The 18,288-nt window shown below is 74.4% G+C and carries 11 protein-coding genes; 4 read left to right on the top strand and 7 right to left on the bottom strand.

Going from position 1 to position 18,288, the window contains the following annotated elements; translation table 11 throughout:
• Positions 1 to 114: 114 nt before the first annotated feature.
• Both OG310_RS06710 and OG310_RS06705 read left to right on the top strand, forming a co-directional pair.
• Positions 115 to 3,030, top strand: a complete 2,916-nt coding sequence (locus tag OG310_RS06710; protein ID WP_329454958.1) for a helix-turn-helix transcriptional regulator — start codon at positions 115 to 117, stop codon at positions 3,028 to 3,030.
• Positions 3,031 to 3,591: 561 nt separating this feature from the next.
• Positions 3,592 to 5,220, top strand: a complete 1,629-nt coding sequence (locus OG310_RS06705; protein ID WP_329454957.1) for a S53 family peptidase — start codon at positions 3,592 to 3,594, stop codon at positions 5,218 to 5,220.
• 96 nt (positions 5,221 to 5,316) lie between these two features.
• Here the strand turns inward: OG310_RS06705 and OG310_RS06700 are convergent, their stop codons facing one another.
• From OG310_RS06700 to OG310_RS06690, 3 genes are all read right to left on the bottom strand, one after another.
• Positions 5,317 to 6,327, bottom strand: coding sequence for an aldo/keto reductase (locus tag OG310_RS06700; protein WP_329454956.1), 1,011 nt, complete (start codon positions 6,325 to 6,327; stop codon positions 5,317 to 5,319).
• Between the two features lie 90 nt (positions 6,328 to 6,417).
• Positions 6,418 to 7,263: an aldo/keto reductase gene (locus tag OG310_RS06695; RefSeq protein WP_329454955.1), complete on the bottom strand. Its 846-nt coding sequence runs from the start codon at positions 7,261 to 7,263 to the stop codon at positions 6,418 to 6,420.
• A 130-nt stretch (positions 7,264 to 7,393) separates the two neighbouring features.
• Positions 7,394 to 8,680, bottom strand: a complete 1,287-nt coding sequence (locus OG310_RS06690; RefSeq protein ID WP_329454954.1) for an MFS transporter — start codon at positions 8,678 to 8,680, stop codon at positions 7,394 to 7,396.
• 764 nt (positions 8,681 to 9,444) lie between these two features.
• Between OG310_RS06690 and rsgA the strand changes: the two genes are divergently transcribed.
• Together rsgA and OG310_RS06680 are read left to right on the top strand one after the other, a co-directional pair.
• A complete protein-coding gene (gene rsgA, locus OG310_RS06685) occupies positions 9,445 to 10,599 on the top strand; it encodes a ribosome small subunit-dependent GTPase A (protein ID WP_329454953.1) in 1,155 nt (384 codons plus the stop codon).
• Between the two features lie 315 nt (positions 10,600 to 10,914).
• Positions 10,915 to 12,285, top strand: coding sequence for a DNA-3-methyladenine glycosylase 2 family protein (locus tag OG310_RS06680; protein ID WP_329460049.1), 1,371 nt, complete (start codon positions 10,915 to 10,917; stop codon positions 12,283 to 12,285).
• Positions 12,286 to 12,488: 203 nt separating this feature from the next.
• Here the strand turns inward: OG310_RS06680 and OG310_RS06675 are convergent, their stop codons facing one another.
• The 4 genes from OG310_RS06675 to OG310_RS06660 all read right to left on the bottom strand — a co-directional run bounded on the left by OG310_RS06675 (position 12,489) and on the right by OG310_RS06660 (position 17,084).
• Positions 12,489 to 12,884, bottom strand: coding sequence for a PPOX class F420-dependent oxidoreductase (locus tag OG310_RS06675; RefSeq protein WP_329454952.1), 396 nt, complete (start codon positions 12,882 to 12,884; stop codon positions 12,489 to 12,491).
• A gap of 384 nt (positions 12,885 to 13,268) precedes the next feature.
• Positions 13,269 to 14,966 carry an amidohydrolase gene (locus OG310_RS06670; RefSeq protein ID WP_329454951.1) on the bottom strand — a complete coding sequence of 566 codons (1,698 nt, stop codon included), beginning with the start codon at positions 14,964 to 14,966 and terminating at the stop codon, positions 13,269 to 13,271.
• A 502-nt stretch (positions 14,967 to 15,468) separates the two neighbouring features.
• Positions 15,469 to 15,951: a DUF456 domain-containing protein gene (locus tag OG310_RS06665; RefSeq protein WP_329454950.1), complete on the bottom strand. Its 483-nt coding sequence runs from the start codon at positions 15,949 to 15,951 to the stop codon at positions 15,469 to 15,471.
• A gap of 137 nt (positions 15,952 to 16,088) precedes the next feature.
• Positions 16,089 to 17,084 (bottom strand): helix-turn-helix domain-containing protein, encoded by a 996-nt coding sequence (locus tag OG310_RS06660; RefSeq protein WP_329454949.1) that lies wholly within the window; start codon positions 17,082 to 17,084, stop codon positions 16,089 to 16,091.
• Between the last annotated feature and the right edge of the window lie 1,204 nt (positions 17,085 to 18,288).

Here is an 18,288-nt window from a genome sequence, read left to right as displayed (position 1 = left end):
GCCACGGCCCGGTCTTGACACCGCGTCGATCGCGTTCTGTCATGAGCACGCGTACTGGGTGCGAGCGATCGCCCCACGGTTCCGTGCACGGCGAACGAAGGGCGGTCCGTCAGCGTGCGAGATCTCCTTTCCCGGCCGGAAGCCGCGTACCGGGCGGGGCCCCGGCCGCCGCTGGCCCTGCGCGGTCAGCGGCAGCCGCTGGACACGGCGGGCGCCGCGCTGCGCGACGGACGCGGAGTGCTCCTGTACGGCCCCGACGGCAGCGGCAGGACAACCCTCGTCGAAGCGCTGGCGGGCCGACTGGGCCCCGAAGTCCACTGCTTGACCTGCTCGCCGACCGAAGAGGACGCGGACCTGCCCTTCGTGGGGCTGGTGGACCTGTTCACCCGCGTCCCCGAGGCGGTGTTCGACGCTCTGCCCGGCGAACCCGCACGAGCCCTGCGGGAGGTGCTGCTGGGGGCGCGTGCGGGCGTCGAGGAGCGTGACCGGCTCGCGCTGCGGGTGGCCGTCACGGAGACCCTGCGGCGGCTCGCCGGGCGCGGCCCCGCGGCACTGGTGATCGACGGACTCCACTGGCTCGACGAACAGAGCGCCGACGTGCTGTCGTTCGCGGTGCGCCGGCTGCGCGGAAGCCCGGTCCGCTTCCTCGCCACCGAACGTGTCGGACCCGGCGGAGTGCCGGGCCGCCCGTGGTGCTGCCCGCCCGGCACCGTCGAGATCCCCCTGCTCCCGCTGCCCGACGACGACATCGCCGCCCTCCTCGCCTCCGTGAGCGGCGGCACCCTGCCGCCGAGGACGGTCCGGGTCGTGCGCGAACTCGCGGCGGGCAACCCCCGCTACGCCCGCGAACTGGGCCGGGGAGCACACCTCGACGGGATGCTCGCCGCGGACGGCAGCCCCCGTGTTCCCGTCAGGCTACGCGCGTCGACCCTTGCCCCGGCCCGTGTGCTGCCCGCACCCGTCCGGTGGACCCTGCTGGTCTGCTGCGCCGCCGCCCACCCCGACCTCACCGTCCTCAGGGCGGCCGGCATAACCGACGCCGACACGCATCTCGGCGCCGCGGAGCGGGCCGGAGTGGCATCCGTCGGTGCCGACGGCACCGTCACCTTCGTCCATCCGCTGCTGCGCGCCGCCCTGTACGCGGACGCGTCGGCACGGGAACGACGAGCCGCGCACGCCCTGTTGGCGGGCGCCGTCACGCACCGCCGGCGCAGGGCCCACCACCTGGCGCTCGCCCACCCCTACGAGAACGAGACGGTCGCGGCCACGGTGATGGCCGCGGCCGACGCGGCGCACGCCGGGGGTGCCCTGGAGGACGCGGCGGAACTGGCCCGGCTCGCCGCCGACCGCACACCGTCCGACGCCGGCCCCGGCCCGGGCGGCGGCCCCGGCACCCGGCACCGGGACGACCGGTGCCTGCGGGCCGCCGAGTACGCCTGCGACGCAGGCCGCTGCGAGCAGTCCGAACACCTGGCCCGTACGGTCCTGAGGTCGTCGCCCTCGCCGCGGCACCGGGTCGAGGCCAGGATCGTGCTGCTGCGCAACGCCGGGCAGGCGCTCGAAGGCTTCCAGGAGGTGCTGTCCGCGGGGTTCAGGGACGCCGTGGGCGACCCGGTCCTGACGGCCCGGCTGCACCACTGGGCGGCGCTGCGCAGCCTGATCGTCGGTGACCCGGCGGACGCCGCACGGCACGCGCGCCGGGCCGCCACGGACGGGGCGATCGCGGCGGACCCCATGACGGGCCTGAGCGCCCTGACAACGCTGGCGCGCGTGCACGCGCTCACCGGTGGGACCGATGCGGCGCGCGCCGCGCTGGATCGCGCTCTCGATCTCGCGGACCGCGAGGGCGACCCCCGCCGCCGGCGGATGGTGCGCATGCGCGCCGTCCTCGCGCTGGACCTCGACGAGGTCGCGGAGGCGCGCGCCCGGATGAGCGAACTCCTCAGCGGCGAGGGCGAGTACGAGCCGGGCGACCCGGAGTGCACCAGCGTCGAGGACCGTGTCGCGACCCTGCTCGCCCTCGTCAGGATCGAGGTGCGCGCGGGGGAGTGCCGGGCGGCACTGCGCGACGCGGCGCGGTGTGCCCGTACCGCGGCCCGGGCCGGCGTGGTGTCGGCGCCCGCGCTCTACGCCCTCGCCCTCGCCGCCTCCGTCGGCGCCACGACCGAGGAGGCACGGCCCCTCGCGGCGGACGCGGTACGCGCCTCGGAGTCCGACGGTGACCGGCTCTTCCTGCTCCGCGCCCTCGCGGCGCAGGCGCAGACCGCCTTGTTCGGCGGGGACCTCCAGGGCGCGGCCGAGGCGGTCGGGATCCTGCTGCGGGTACGGGGGATCGGCGAGGCCATGGGGGTCGCGGACCCGCCGCTCCTGCTGTGGACGGCGGACCTGGCCGAGGCCCAGGTGATGCTGGGCGAGGCCGACGCCGCCGACGAGGTGATCAGGGACGCGCGCCGGCACCTGCACGCCGCCTCACCCGGGAGCGTGCACGCCGCGCTCGAACGGGCCGAAGGGCTCCGGGAGGCCGCCAGGGGACGCGCCAAGGAGGGCGCGGCACTCCTTCGCACGGCGGCCGACCGGTTGCGCACGCTCGACCTGCCCGTCGACCTGCTGCGGACCCTGATCGCACTCGGCACCGTGGAACGCCGGGCCCGTCACCGCCCGGCCGCGAGCCGTGCCCTCACCGAGGCGCTCGCCCTCGCCGAGGCGCGGGGCGCGATCCCGCTCGCGCACCGAGCCCGGGCCGAACTCGCCCGGCTCGGCTCCCTGGAGAGCGGCGGCGCCGCCGTGCTGACGGCCACCGAGACGAGGATCGCCGAACTGGTCACCAGCGGAGCCTCCAACCGCGAGGTGGCGGCGAAGCTGTTCATCAGCGTCAAGACGGTCGAGGGGAACCTGTCCCGCGTCTACCGGAAGATCGGGGTGCGCTCGCGCACCGCGCTGGCCCGGGCGATGGCGCTGTCCGCCGAGGCGCCCGTAGCCCCGGCCGCGGGCGCCCGCCCCGTCACCCCGACCGGCGGCCAGGGAGCCTGAACACCGGGCTGCGGCACGGCGGGTACCCGTGCCCCGGCGGCTCGGTCCGCGCCCGGCCGATATGACGGTACGGGTCGCCCCGCCGGTACCGGCCAGGGCGACGACACGGTCCGGTGCGACGGCGTGACCGTATGACGGCCTGACGGCGGGTCGACCGGTGGGCCCCCGGGCCCGGAGCGCAGGTGCCGTGCCGGCGGCTCGCTGTCCCGTACAGCCGCGAAGGCCGCGCCGATCGCGGCCGGCGCCGTCCGCCGCCCCCGGCCGCGCCCCGGTCCCGCGTACCGCCGTGTGCGGGGCGCCTTCCCGCCCTCGGCACCTTCGGACGATGCCCGCACGCGCCGCCTTCGCGCCGGCCGGCGAAGTCCCTCGCCGGGGCCCAGGCGCTCCCGCCGGACGGCCGGCCCCGCGCGGGAACACCACCGCAACGCCCCGTCAACACGAAACACGGCCTCAACACGGGGAGCAAGGGTTCCCCCGCTTATGAACCACTCCCCTTCTTCCTTAGCGTCTGGGGAGTCACCCCATTCGAGACTCGAACTCGTCTGCCCACGGAGGCCGTTCGTGACCCCACGTCTCAAGTTCCTCGCTCTCGCCGCCGCTCCGGCCCTGCTCGCCGCGGTGGTCCCCGTCGCCGCCGCCGGAACCCCCAGCCCCGCCGCGACCCGTGCCGCGATAGCCGGCGACGTCGTCCCCGGACTCACCGCCCACGCGGCCCGTACCGGCTCGGTCGCCGCCGACCGGCCCCTCTCGGTGGCCGTGAGCCTGGCCCCGAGAGACCGCGCCGCGCTCGCGGCGTTCGTCGCCAAGGTGAGCGACCCGGCCTCGGCCGACTACGGCCACTACCTGACCAAGGCCCAGTTCGCCTCCCGCTTCGGGCGGACCACCGCCGAGGTCGCGCAGGTGAAGGACTACCTGAAGTCCCAGGGCCTCACCGTCGGTACGGTCCACTCCGGCAACCTCCTGATCGACGCCAAGGGCACCGCGGCCCAGCTGCAGAAGGCGTTCGGGACCACGCTGTCCACGTACAAGGACGCCTCCACGGGCCGTGCCTTCTACGCCAACGACTCCACCCCCACGGTGCCCGCCGCCGTCGCGTCCCTCGTGAGCGACGTCGCCGGCCTCAACAACCACGCGGTGCTGCACCACGCGGCGCCCGCGAAGGTCACCCCGCGCAGCGGCCCCGGCGGCGGCTACACGCCGGCGCAGATCAAGGGCGGCTACAACGTCTCCGGTACGTACACCGGAAGCGGCCAGAAGGTCGCCCTGCTGGAGTTCGACGGCTTCCAGCAGTCGAACATCACCAGCTACGACAGCCACTACGGCCTGGGCTCCGCGGCCCCCACCGTGAAGAAGGTCTCCGGGGGCTCCGGCGCCCTCGGCGACGGCCAGGTCGAGGTCGAACTCGACATCGAGGTGCTGAACGCGGTGGCGCCCAAGGCCGCCGTGACGGTCTTCGAGGGCCCCAACTCCGACGCGGGCGAGGTCGACACGTACCAGGCCATCGTCGACAGCGGCATTCCCACCACGTCGATCAGCTGGGGCGCGGCCGAGTCCCAGCGCACCAGCTCCAACATCAGCGCGGTCGACGCCGTCTTCGCACAGGGCGCCGCCGAGGGCCTCGGCTTCTTCGCGGCCTCCGGTGACAGCGGCTCCGACGACGCGGGCACCGGCGGGACCTCGGTCGACTACCCGGCGAGCGACCCGAACGTGACCGGCGTCGGCGGCACCACGCTGACCGTCACCTCCTCGAACGTGTGGAGCAAGGAGACCGCCTGGAGCGGCGGCGGTGGCGGCAAGTCCAGCGTCTTCAAGATCCCGAGCTGGCAGACCCCGGTCCAGAAGAGCCAGGGCGGCGGCAACCGCCAGGTGCCCGACGTGGCGGCCCTGGCCAACCCGAGCCCCGGTGTCTCGATCTACTCCCAGGGCAGCTGGGGACAGGTCGGCGGCACCAGCGCCGCGGCGCCGGAATGGGCGGCCTTCGCCGCGCTGTACAACCAGCAGGCGGCCGCGGCGGGCAAGCCCAACCTCGGCTCCGCCAACCCGGCGCTCTACGCGGCGGCAGGCACCGGCTTCCACGACGTCACCAGTGGCAACAACGGCGCCTACTCCGCGGCCACGGGCTGGGACTTCACCACGGGCTGGGGCTCCTACAACGCCGCGACCCTGGCGTCGAAGCTCCTCAGCAAGTGACCTGACCGGCTGAGCCGGCCACCGAGGGCGTGCGCACCGGTCCCTGCCGGGGCGCGCGCCCTTCGGCGTGCACGGTCACCGCCGTCCGCGGGCCTCTCAGCCCCGCGGGGCCGGGGCGTCGGGGGCGATCAGGCCGTCCGCCCGCAGGTCCTGCCAGAAGGCGGCCGGTACCCGCTCGTCGAGAGCGGCGAGGTCCTCCGCGATGCGGCCCGGCTTGGTGGCGCCGGGGATCACGGCCGCGACGGCGGGGTGCCCGAGCGTGAACTGCAGGGCCGCGGACTTGATGTGGATGCCATGGCGGTCCGCGAGCGCCTTGATGCGGGCGACGCGCTCGACGACCTCGGCGGGCGCGTCCTGGTACTCGAAGTGGCGTCCGCCGGCGAGTACTCCCGAGCTGTACGGACCGCCGGCGACGATGTCGACGCCCGCTTCCCGCGCCGCGGGCAGCAGCCGCTGCAGCGCGCGTTCGTGGTCGAGCAGCGTGTAGCGGCCCGCCAGCAGGAACGCGTCGGGACGGGGCTCGTCCAGGGCGAGCGCCAGCTCCAGGGGCTCCACCCGGTTGACGCCGATGCCCCAGGCCCCGATCACGCCCTCTTCCCGCAGCCTTGTCAGCGCGCGGAACGCGCCCGTGCGCGCGGTGTCGAACTGCTGGAGCCAGCGGTCGCCGTGGAAGTCCTGGGCGATGTCGTGGACCCAGACGATGTCGAGCCGGCCGGTCCCCAGCCGCTTCAGGCTGTCCTCGATCGAGCGCAGCGTGGCGTCGGCCGTGTAGTCGTCGACGACCTTGTTGGGGCGGCCATGGGCGAACAGGCCGCCCTTCTCGCCCATGTCGCGGGCGCCTGGCGCCTCTTCCTCGTCGAGGACGAGGCGGCCGACTTTCGAGCTCAGTACGTACTCCTCGCGCGGCCTCGCGGACAGCGCCTCGCCGAGGCGCAGTTCGGCGAGGCCCGCGCCGTAGAAGGGGGCCGTGTCGAAGTAGCGGATGCCCTGGTCCCAGGCGGCGTCGACCGTCGCCCGGGCCTCGTCGTCGGGGATGTCGCGGAACATGTTGCCGAGGGGCGCGGTGCCGAAGCCGATACGGCCGGGCAGCAGCCGGGAGATGCTCATGGGTGCCTCTGATCGGTGCGAGTGGTGGGGGGTGGCGGTGGGGGCCGGGGCCGAGCGGCCCGGAGCCCTGGAAGGCCGGTTGGGCAAAAGTCAGTTGAGGGTGTCCGGGTCCGGTCCGGTGCGCATGCCGCGGTCGAGGGCGGCCAGGGCCTCCATCTCGTCGCCGGACAGTTCGAAGCCGAAGACGTCCAGGTTCTGCCGGATGCGTTCGGGCGTCACGGACTTGGGGATCACGACGTTGCCGCTCTGGAGGTGCCAGCGCAGCACGACCTGCGCGGGCGACCTGCCGTGGCGCGCGGCGATGCCGGTCACCGCTTCCTGCGCGAGGAGGGCGCCCTGCGCGAGCGGGCTCCACGCCTCGGTCACGATGCCGTGGCGGGCGTGGAACTCGCGCAACTCCCGCTGCTGCAGGCCAGGATGGAGCTCGATCTGGTTGACGGCGGGCACGGTGGCGGAGCTGTCGATCAGCCGCTGGAGGTGCGCGGGCTGGAAGTTGGACACGCCGATGGCCCGGACACGGCCGTCGGCCAGCAGCTTTTCGAGCGCCCGCCAGGTGTCGAGGTAGGCGTCCTTCGCCGGGGCCGGCCAGTGGATCAGGTAGAGATCGACGAAGTCGAGCCCGAGCTTGTCCAGCGATACGTCGAACGCGGCCTGCGCGGCCTCGTACCCCTGGTCGGCGTTCCACAGTTTCGTGGTGACGAAGAGATCCTCGCGGGCGATGCCCGAGGAGGCGAGGGCGCGGCCGACGCCGCGTTCGTTGCCGTAGACCGCGGCCGTGTCGATGCTGCGGTAGCCGGCCTCCAGCGCCGTGCTCACGGCGGCGGTGGTCTCGTCGTCCGGTACCTGGAAGACACCGAAGCCGAGCCGCGGCATCGGGACACCGTTGTTCAGCGTGACCGAGGGGACGGAAGCGGCGGGGAGGGGAGTGGGGGACATGCGGTGTGCTCCTTGAAGAGTGGGAAAGGGCCCCGGAGGGGCCGGGGAGTGACATGTGGGAAGGCGGCCCCGGGAACGGGCGCGGCGCCACCGGGGGAGACGGCAGGGGGACGAGGGAGCCGGTACGGGCTCAGCGGGCGCCGGGGGCCGCCACCGGCCGTTCGCCCTGCGGTGCTTCGACCGCGGGAGCGCCACCGGGTGCCCCGCCGTCCGGCGCGGACGGATCGGGCAGGTGCGCCTCGGCGACGGCACCACCAGGCGTGGTCGCCGAGGCGGACCGGCGCTCCAGCCCGGCCGACGTGAGCGCGAGGACCAGGGCGGAGGCCGCGAGGGCGGCTCCGACCCAGTTCGGCGCGGTGTACCCGGCGCCCGCCGAGATGACCAGCCCGCCGAGCCAGGCCGCCAGCGCGTTGCCCGCGTTGAAGGCGCCGATGTTGACGGCCGAGGCCAGCGTGGGAGCCCCGTACGCGTGGTCGAGGACGCGCTTTTGGAGCGGTGGGACGGTCGCGAAGCCGAGCGCGCCGATCAGGAAAACGGCGACGGCCGCCGCGGTCCTGTCGTGCGCCCCCACGGTGAACAGCGCGAGCACGACGGCGAGTCCGCCGAGTGCGGTGTACAGCATCGGCATCAGCCTGCGGTCCGCGAACCGGCCCCCGACGAGGTTGCCTGCCACCATGCCGAGCCCGAACAGCACGAGCAGCCAGGTGACGGAGGACTCTGCGTAGCCGGCGACGTGGGTCATCATCGGCGCGATGTAGGTGACGGCCGCGAACACACCGCCGAATCCGAGGACGGTCATCGCCATGGCCAGCAGCACCTGGACGTTCCTGAAGGCCGCGACCTCGTCCCGCAGCCGAACCCCTTCCGGCCGGGGCAGGTCGGGAACGAGTTTCGCGATGCCCGCGAGGCCCAGGACGCCGAGCGCGGCGACGATCAGGAAGGTGAGGCGCCAACTGGTGTGCTGCCCCACGAGGGTGCCCAGCGGCACACCGATGACGTTGGCGACGGTGAGGCCGGTGAACATCATCGATATCGCGCCGGCCTTCTTCTCCGGGGCGACGAGTTCCGCGGCGACCACCGATCCGATGCCGAAGAACGCGCCGTGCGCGAGGGACGCCACCACCCGGCCGATCAGCATGACGCCGAAGACGGGCGCCACGGCCGACAGGACGTTCCCGACGATGAACAGGACCATCAGGAGCATCAGCATGCGCCGGCGGGAGATCTTGGTGCCGACCACGGTCATCAGCGGCGCCCCCAGCATCACGCCGAGCGCGTAGCCGGTCACGAGGAAGCCGGCCGTGGGTACGGACACACCGAAGTCGCCCGCGATGTTCGGCAGCAGGCCCATCACGACGAATTCGGTGGTGCCGATCCCGAAGGCCCCGATGGCGAGGGCCAGGAGCGCGAGAGGCATGGGAGGAACCTTTCTCAAGCGTAAGCGTCTTACGCGCGTTCACAATAATTGCACACGCGGGCTAATGCAAACGCGGCATAGCGGCGTCCACCGCTCAGGGCCGGCGCGTGAGGACACGGGAGGAATCGGCAGTCGCGCTGCTCGGCGCCCGGGGGGACTCGCCGGAGGAGACTGCTCGGTCGGGCTGTCGGTGAGCGCCCGGGGCAGACCGTGGGTGGCGCGGCGAAGGGTGCGGTGGGGGCGGGCCGTGGGTGGCGCGGCGAAGGTGCCGAGAGGGCGCCGGGGCATGCGGGGCGCGGTGCCGGCCATCCGGGCGGCGTGCGGGCGCGGAAAACTGTTTGCCGCCACTCCGCCGGGCGCCCTAACGTACTCATGTCTCCGGCGCCGACCGATCATCCGGCCGCGCCGCCGGGGCGAGCGGTCGGCCTGTCGAGTGGCCGGCACGGCGAGAACGAGAAGCCGTCCCGTCGGGGACGACGTGCGGCCCAGGACGAGGAGGTATGACCGATGGCTGTCATGGCGACGGGCGCTGCCCGCATCCGGTTCGTGTTCCTCCTCCAGGTCTCCGGCTGAGTCGTCAGGACCGTACGCGCCGTTCGAGCCCTCCGGGCTCACGGAGCACTTCGGCCTGCCGTCGTCGGGCCCGATCGCACGCTTCGAGCCGCCCGTACCGTTCGGGCCGCCCGGGCTGTTCGGGCCCGCACTGAACTTCCGTACGCCGCCGGGGCCTTACCCATCCTTCTCGTGCTGCCCGAAGGGCCCCCGTGTCTTCGTTCGCGTCCCCCGTTCCCTCCTCCGACTCTTCTTCTCCCCTCCCCACTCCCTCGCTCCCCGCGTCCGCCCGCCCGCTCACCCCGTACGGGTGGGACGCGCGCTGGGACGCCGAGTTCGCTCCGTACGCGGCCCAGGGCCTGGTGCCCGGACGGGTGGTCAGGGTCGACCGCGGCCGGTGCGATCTCGTCACCGCCGGCGGTGCCGTGCACGCCGACACCGCGTACGTCACCCCGCACGACCCGCTGCGGGTGATCTGCACCGGCGACTGGGCCGCCGTCGACGCGGGCGGCGATCCCCGGTTCGTCCGGGCCTGCCTGCCGCGCCGTACCGCGTTCGTACGGTCGGCCTCCTCCAAGCGGTCCGAGGGGCAGATCCTCGCCGCGAACGTCGATCACGCCGTCATCGCGATCTCTCTCGCCGCCGAACTGGAACTGGGCCGCGTGGAGCGGTTCCTCGCGCTCGGCTGGGAGAGCGGCGCGCGTCCCGTGCTCGTCCTGACCAAGGCGGACCTGGTCGGCGACCCCACCGTCCTCGCGCACCTCGTGCAGGATGTCCGGACGGCGGCTCCCGGGGTACCCGTCCTGGCCGTCAGCGCCGAGGCGGGGACCGGTGTCGAGGCGCTGTCCGCGCTGGTCGGCGGCGGTACGTCCGTGCTGCTCGGCGCGTCGGGTGCGGGCAAGTCCACCCTCGTGAACGCCCTGACCGGGACCGACGCCATGGAGGTGCAGGCCATCCGGGACGTCGACGGGAAGGGCCGGCACACCACCACGACCCGCAACCTGGTCCCGCTGCCGGGGGGCGGCGTCGTGATCGACACCCCTGGCCTGCGCGGCGTCGGCCTGTGGGACGCCCGGGCCGGGGTCGGGCAGGTCTTCGCGGAGATCGAGGAGCTGGCGGGGGAGTGCCGGTTCCAGGACTGCGCCCACACGGCGGAGCCCGGCTGCGCCGTGATCGCCGCCGTCGACGACGGGACGCTCTCCTTCCGCAGACTGGAGAGCTACCGCAAACTCCAGCGCGAGAACCGGCACATCATCGCCAAGACCGACGCCCGGGTGCGGGCCCAGATGCGCAGGGAGTGGAAGGCCAGGGGCGCCCAGAGCAGGGCGGACACCGAGGCCAAGCGGGGCGGCCGCCACTACCGGTAGCCGCTCTGCCCCTCGCCCGCTCTCCCCGTCGTCGTCTCACCCCGTACGACCGCCCGTCCGCCGCGTCGAGCGTTCCTCCGGACGGGTGACTCTCCGCGGCGCGGCGGGTGCGTGCCCGGGCAGCGGGTTCCTGGACGCCCGGGCGGCCGGTCGTCCGGTGCGCCCCGCCGCCGCGCACGCGGCGGGGCGCGGCAGATGCGGGGGAGGGGCGGCCGAACCCCGCAACTCGGCCGCCGGACAGCTCACTCCATGTCCGAAACCCGCGCGCCGCAGGTGGCGGCCGGGTCCACACTGGACGGCATGACACACGCGGCCATGGACGAGGAGACGCGCTACGAGGCGGTGGCAGGCCGGGACGCCAGGTTCGACGGGGTGTTCTTCTTCGCCGTGGAGACCACCGGCATCTACTGCCGGCCCAGCTGCCCCGCCGTCACCCCCAAGCGGCGGAACGTGCGCTTCTTCCCCACCGCGGCCGCCGCGCAGGGGCACGGCTTCCGCGCGTGCCGCAGGTGCCGACCCGACGCCGTGCCCGGATCCGCCGAGTGGAACGTCCGCGCGGATGTCGTCGGCCGCGCCATGCGCATGATCGGGGACGGCGTGGTGGACCGTGAAGGCGTGCCCGGGCTCGCGGGCCGCCTCGGCTACAGCACCCGCCAGGTACAGCGCCAGCTCACCGCCGAACTCGGCGCGGGCCCGATCGCCCTCGCCCGCGCCCAACGGGCGCACACCGCGCGGATCCTGCTCCAGACGACCGGGCTGCCGGTCACGGAGATCGCGTTCGCCTCCGGCTTCGCGAGCGTGCGCCAGTTCAACGACACCATGCGGCAGATCTACGCCCGCACGCCGAGCGAGTTGCGGGCCGAGTCCGGTACGGGCACGGTGCAGGCACCGGCCGGCGCCGGCGTCCCGCTGCGCCTCGCCCACCGGGGCCCCTACGCGGCGCGTGAGGTCTTCGACCTGCTGGCGCGCGAGGCGCTGACGGGTGTCGAGGAGATCAGCGGTGCGCCGGGCGAGCGCACGTACCGCCGCACGCTGCGGTTGCCGCACGGCCCGGCGGTCGCCGCGGTTCAGGAGCGGCGCCATCCCGGGCGACCGGGTCCGGCCACCCGCACGGGCTGGCTTGAGGCCCGCCTCCACCTGACCGACCTGCGCGACCTGACCACCGCCGTCCAGCGCCTGCGGCGCCTGTTCGACCTGGACGCCGACCCCTACGCGGTGGACGACCGCCTCGGCGCCGATCCCCGCCTCGCCCAGGCCGTCGCGGCGCGGCCCGGGCTCCGCTCGCCGGGCACCGCCGATCCGGAGGAGTACGCGCTGCGCGCGGTGCTGGGCCCGGAGGCAGCGGCGGCGGCCGTGGTAGCTCACGGCGAGGGTGTGTCCGCCCCGGCCGGTGGCCCGAACCGTCTCTTCCCCCGGGCACGGGCGCTGCGCGCGCACCCGGTGGCGGGGCCGCTGGCCACCGCGCTCGCCGACGGCACCGTACGGCTCGACCCGGGCGCCGACCGCGACGAGACGGAACGGGCGCTGCGCGCCGTACCCGGTGTGCACCCCCACACCGCGGCGCTGATCCGGATGCGGGCGCTGGGCGACCCGGACGTGTGGCCCGCGGACCCGGAGACGGAGAACGCCCGTGAGGCCTGGCGTCCCTGGCGCTCTTACGCGGCCCACCACGTGGGCATGGCCTGAGGGCCCGGCCGCGTCCACGGGAGACCGCGTGAGCGAGGGGCCGCGCCGCCCACGGGGCCGGGTGATGAGGGGGACCCGACCGGGAAACCGCGTCGGCGGGAAGCCGGATGACCGAGGGCACTTGGAGCCGGACCCGGACCCGGCTCCGGCTCCGGACCCGGACCCGGAGCCGGAGCCGGACTCAGACCGGGGGACGGCGGCCGTCATGCCGTGGCCCTGGGCACCTCCTCCGGCTCGCCGAGGCCCCAGCTGTGGATCTTATGGGGGCTGATACGGATCAACTCCTCGCTCAGATGGGCCCCGAGGCCGTGGGGGCCCGTCAACAGGTCTGCCTCACCGCGGATTTCGACGCCGCGGACCCGCCAGGGGTGTTCGCTCGCGATGTCGTCCACCACCAGCGCGACGCGCGGATTGCTGCGCAGATTGCGCCATTTCTTGGTGGTGCCCAGCGCGTGGCCGCCGATCAGGACCGTTCCGTCGTCCCGCAGGAAGAACCCCACCGGGTTCGCCTGAGGCTGGCCGTGCCGGTCCACGGTCGCGAGACGCCCGAGCCGCTGGGTCGTGAGGTAGGCGCGCTCCGCGCCGCTGAACTCTGCCATGCGCCCAGCCTCACACGTCCGCCGTGCGGTGGCATCGGTCATCGGTCGCGTCCCGCTCCGGGGCGCCCGGGATCCGCCCGGGATCCGCAGGCAGCCCGGGGGCCGCACCGTGGCGTGCGTCAGTGCCCCCGCCCGGCAAGGCCAGGGCCACCGGAGATCGGAGACCGGAGCAGGCGGCTTCTGGAGGAAGGCGGCCCCTGAGCACGTCGGCCGGCTCCTTTGCGCAGCGGTGGCGTTGCGGCCCACGCCACGCGCCGTCCGGTGGGGCGGGGCGGCAGCCCCGCGGCCCCTCCACACGTGGCGCCGGGCGCACGCCCGCGCAAACTGACGCGGGCCCCCGGACCGGGCGGTGTCCCCGGGCCGCAGCCGCAGGCCGCCTCGCCGTCAGCAGTGGACCTGGCGTCCGGCGAACCAGGTCTGGACGACCTGCGTCGCGTGGATCTCCGTCACGGGGATACCGAAGAGCGGGCGGTCGAGGATGATGAAGTCCGCCGACATGCCCGGCTTCAGTCGGCCTGTCTCATGGGAGAGGCCGATGGCCTCCGCCGCCCTCACCGTGTGCGCGCCGACCGCGGTGGTGAGGTCCAGGGCCTGACCGGGTGCCAGTTCGCCGGGAAAGGTCGGGTCGGGGTTGCGGCGTGTCACCATGGCCTCGATGCTCAGCCACGGGTTCGGCAGCGCCGCCGCGACCGGCCAGTCGGAGCCCGCCGCGATGTGCGAACCGGCCTCGTGCAGCTCCCGCAACGGCCAGATGCGCTCCATGTAGTGGTCCCGCACCTGCTGGGCGATGATGCCGTTCATCGGCTGGGGGAACCACAGGGCCGGCGACACGTCGGCCACGACGTCGAGTTCACGAAAGCGGGCCACGTCGTCCGGGTGCACGAACTCGGGGTGCGCGAGATGGAAGACGGGTCCGTCTCCGTGGCGTTCGCGCAGCCGCTGCACCGCGTCCAGCACCTGCCGTACCGTGCCGTCGCCCGTCGCGTGCAGCTTCGCGTGCAGGCCGCGGGCCACCGCCTCCTCCAGCAGCAGCAGCAACTCCCCGTCGGTGAAGAGGTTCTCGCCCGCGTAGTCCTCGCCGCCCTCGTCCGGGCCGCCGGCCCCGGCCACCGCCCGGTACGGTTCGAGGAACTTCGACGTGCGCGTCGTGGGCACACCGTCCAGGACGGCCTTCACGAAGTCCGGCCGCACGTGCGGCGACCTGAGCCGAGGCGCGGAGTCGAACAGCTCCGGTCCCACCGGACCCGGCTCGATGAACTCCCGTGCGGGCAGGGACCCGACGACCCAGGCGTTCAGCCCGTCCGCCCGGTCCAGCTCCGTGAACACCTCCAGCCACGCGCCCATCGTCGCCGCGTCCTGCGTCGCGGTCACACCGACCGAGTTGAGGATCGACACCGCCGTGCGGGCCGAACGCAGGTCCTGCTCGTGGGTGTCCGCCACCGCCTGCCGCGCGGCCAGTTCGGCGTCCGTGGAGGGCGCGCCCAGCAGCAGTCCGACCGCGTGCCCTGCGCTGTCCCGTACATACCGGCCCGAGGGCGGGTCCGGTGTCGCGTCCCCGACGCCGAGGATCTCCAGGGCCCGCGAGTTGACCCACCTGTGGTGCAGTGAGTCGTCCCGCAGCATCACCGGACGGCCCTCGCTCACCTCGTCCAGGGCCGCCAGCATGGCCGGGTTGCCGACCGCCTGGAACACCGGCCCGATGAGCGTGCCGCCCACCACCCACTCGTCGGGGCCGAGGGCCCGCGCCTGGTCCCGTACGCAACCGAGGATCTCGGTCACGCCGGACATGGGCGGCAGGACCAGCTCCCACGCGGCGGCCCGCCCGCCGAACCCGAGGTGGGTGTGCACGTCCACCAGCCCCGGCATGAGCATACGGCCGCCCGCGTCCACGACACGGGTGTTCGGACCGACGAGCCTTTCGATGTCCCAGTCGGTCCCCAACGCCACCACCCGGCCGTCCCGCGCGGCCAGCGCCGACGCCCGGGGGCGGTCGGGATCCAGGGTGTACACATCCGCCCCGCGTACGACCAGGTCGACGCGGTGCTCTCCGTCATGGGGCGGGGCGGCGGGGGCTTCGGCCATGGCGATCCCTCGGTTCTGCGCGAAGGCGGCACGGCTGGTCCCGCGCGAAGGCGGCACGGATGCCGGTGTGCCGTGGTTGTCCTGTTGTCGCCCGGGGCCGTTCACGTCGGTGCCCGGGCCGGACGGGCCGCGCAGGCCACGCGGACTCTCGGGCCGCCCGTGGCACTGTGCTCCCTTCTAGTGAGGGTATGGCAGGGTCCGGCGGGGCGCGTGTTGTGAGGTGGGCTCCTCCTCACCGCCGCTCGGTGTGACCTTCGCGCCCCCGGCGCGTCACCCGTGTGGACGAACGGGCGCGATGGGCCGCGCGTCCCCGACGTCGGTGCGTCGCGGGGGCGCCGCACCTCCCCCGCGCGATGCTTCCCGCGAGGGAGGACGAGCGAGGACGAGGGGGCTTCGTACGGCGAAGACGCCGGGGCGGGGCCTCGTACGGCGAAGACGCGGGGGGCGGGGCCTCGTCGCCGCACGACGCGGGGCCTCGTGCGGCGACGGCACACCGGGACCCTCATGCCCAGATGAGTGCCGCGATCCACGCCGCCACGGCGAGCAGGCACGCGTAGAGCTCCACGAGGAGCGGCACGCCCGCGCCACGCATCAGCGTCCGGGTGGACGCCCAGCCGTCCCGGTGGCTGCCGAGCCGGTGGTGTTCGGCGCCGTACACGCCCCCCACGAAACCGACGACTCCGCCCACCACGGGCAGCACGAAGAAACCCACGACCGCCCAGACGCCCCCCACGGCGAGTGTCCGCCGCGGCGCCCCCGTGCGGCCGGTGCGGCGCGAGGGCAGCAGGGGTCTCAGGGCCTGGTTCACCAGCAGCAGGGCGGTCGCCACCATCAGCACCACCCAGGCGGCGCCGGAGGTGTCGGACAGTGCCCACCACACCACCGCGGCCCAGACGATCGCCTGGCCCGGCACGCCGGGAATCAGCACCCCCAGAAGACCGAGCAGCATGACCAGGCCGACCAGCACCAGCTGCCACACGTCCATGCGTCAAGCCTGCCGGACGCGGGTCATTCCCGCAGACCAGCGGCCAGGGTGGGCCGGCAGGTCTCGGGCCCGGGGACAGGGGAAGACAGGACGGGGGACGGGCGAGGACGCGGACGGCTCCGGCCGCCGGCGGGGGCTCAGCCCCGGTTCGCCTCCCGCGCCACCCAGCCGCGCTCGTAGGCGTGCCACCCCAGCTGCAGTCGTGTGGTCACGCCGCTCATCTCCATCAGCCCCTTCACCCGACGCTGCACGGTCCGCAGCCCCAGATCGAGTTGCTTGGCGACACTCGCGTCCGTCAGGCCTGCCAGCAGGAGCGAGAGGACGCGCAGATCCGTGACGTCCGGCTCGGGCGTCCCATCGGCCCGCACCGCACCGACCGTGTCCAGCGCCAGCGGCATCGAGTCGCGCCAGACCGCCTCGAACAGCCCGTACAGCGAGTCCAGCAGTCCACTCGCGTGGACGACCAGCGCGGTGGGCTCGGAGGCGGGCCCGGTCAGCGGGACCATCGCGAGTCCCCGGTCCGCGATCACCAGCTTGGTCGGCACCGTGTCGATCACCCGGACCTGCTCGTCGCGGCTGAGCGCCGTACTCAGCTCGTCGATCCCGCCCGGCGCCGACAGCACCTCCTGTGCGAGGACGACGCGGTAGCGCACCCCGCGCCTCGCCGCCTCTTCCTCGGCCGTGTTCTCCGATCCCGTCACCGCGATGGGCGTGCCGGTGACCAGGGCGCACACCTCCTCCACCGCACCGAGCTGGAGCTGCCGGAAGCGGTGCGAGACGGCGCTCGCGCCGGTCACGACCTCGACCAGGTCGTGTACGGCGGCCTCGCTGCTCTCGGCGCGGTACTCCTGCGCCAGCAGCACCGCGGCCAGCTCCGCCTGCTCCAGTTCGTGGCGGTGCTGTGTCAGCAGCGCCCCCAGTGCCAGCGTGGGCGGGGCGGCCACCCAGCGTCCCGCGCGGGCGGGCGACTGGGCCGCCAGGCCGTGCCGCTCCAGGCGGCGCAACGCGATCTCGATGTCGTGCTCCGGCAGCGCGAGCCGGTGGGCGAGTTCCGCGAGGTCCGCGGCCCCTATCGCCACCAGCGCGCGGTACGCGGACTCCTGTCTTTCGTCGAGTCCAATGGCACCCAGCACCCGATTCCCCTCCCCATGTCCTGCCCCCGTGCTTCACCGGTGGCGGCTCAAGCCCCTTACCCGTGGCGGAAAACGGCCGCGGCGTAAAACCGCCGCTTACATCGTGCCCTGTACCGCGGGTAATTCTGCCAAGGTAGGCACGTCGGAGCTGCAACAGACCACGGTCATATGCCTCTCCGAGGTCGTCTGCCGCGCGTCCTTCCCGTGGGGGGTGGGGGTGTGACGGTGGACTTCGACCGGCCGGCCGCAGGAGGGCGCCGGGCTTGGCGACGGCCCTCGCCATTCCCACGTACGCGCCCCCGCGTCCCGGCCGGTCCTCATTTTTGGCAATGCCCGTTTTCGCACGACCCGAGCGGTCGAGGATAAGGGGCATGAGCAAGCAGGGGGAGCGGTCCGCTCCGGCCGACGACGACTGGTGGAACCGGCTGTACGACGAGACGTCGCCGGACACCGGTACGGGCGGCCCGGCGCCGGGCGACACACTGGACGACAGGTTCGCGTCGGCGACGCACGCGGTGTCCGTGCCGGAGTCCCGGCAACCGGGGGAGTCCACGGGGCCCGGGCACGGCCGGCCGGCCCGGGAACCCGGGGAAACCCGGGAGACCGAGCCGGCTCAGGAGACCGAGGAGACCCGGGAGCCCGAGTCGTTCCAGGGGTCGTCGGCCCACCGGACCGCCGAGGAGGCCGGAGGACCCCGAGCGGCGGAGCGGCCCGCGGCCGCTCCCGCTGCCGGGGAGTCCGGCGTCACCGAGGGGGCCCGGGAGTCGCACCGCAGGCCGCCCGCCTGGTGGGAAAACGCGCCGCGGGCGCCCTGGGAACCTCCCCCGTACACCCCTTCGGACGCCCGGCCCCTGCCCTCCCCGAGCGGGGAGCCGGCGACACGCCCGTCCGCCTTCGGGGCGGCCGGGGGGACACCGGGCGACCCGGCGCGGCCGGCCACGGGATCCGCCCCGACCGTGGAACCGGATGGAACGGCGGGACCCGCTCCCGTCCCGGCCGACCGGGCGGACCCGCCCGCCCTGGCCACCGGCCCCGCCCGGACGACCGCCGTTCGGTCGCCAGAGGCCGCCCCGGAGAGCCCGGACAACCGGGAGGGCGCGGAGCGGCCCGAGCCCCCCGAGCGCGGCGAGTCACCCGAGTCCTCCGGGCCCGCCGAGCTCCCCGAGCCCGGCGAGTCACCAGAGTCCCCCGAGTCCTCCGGGCC

The organism is Streptomyces sp. NBC_01497, assembly GCF_036250695.1.
Taxonomy (GTDB): domain Bacteria; phylum Actinomycetota; class Actinomycetes; order Streptomycetales; family Streptomycetaceae; genus Streptomyces.
This window is presented reverse-complemented; position numbering and strand designations above follow the sequence as displayed.

What these genes read in the sequence shown, in the direction of transcription:
- OG310_RS06700 (WP_329454956.1), bottom strand. Translation starts at nt 6,327, where the DNA reads ATGAGCATCTCCCGGCTGCTGCCCGGCCGTATCGGCTTCGGCACCGCG.
- OG310_RS06665 (WP_329454950.1), bottom strand. Translation starts at nt 15,951, where the DNA reads ATGGACGTGTGGCAGCTGGTGCTGGTCGGCCTGGTCATGCTGCTCGGT.
- OG310_RS06695 (WP_329454955.1), bottom strand. Translation starts at nt 7,263, where the DNA reads ATGTCCCCCACTCCCCTCCCCGCCGCTTCCGTCCCCTCGGTCACGCTG.
- OG310_RS06670 (WP_329454951.1), bottom strand. Translation starts at nt 14,966, where the DNA reads ATGGCCGAAGCCCCCGCCGCCCCGCCCCATGACGGAGAGCACCGCGTC.
- OG310_RS06680 (WP_329460049.1), top strand. Translation starts at nt 10,915, where the DNA reads ATGGACGAGGAGACGCGCTACGAGGCGGTGGCAGGCCGGGACGCCAGG.
- OG310_RS06690 (WP_329454954.1), bottom strand. Translation starts at nt 8,680, where the DNA reads ATGCCTCTCGCGCTCCTGGCCCTCGCCATCGGGGCCTTCGGGATCGGC.
- OG310_RS06675 (WP_329454952.1), bottom strand. Translation starts at nt 12,884, where the DNA reads ATGGCAGAGTTCAGCGGCGCGGAGCGCGCCTACCTCACGACCCAGCGG.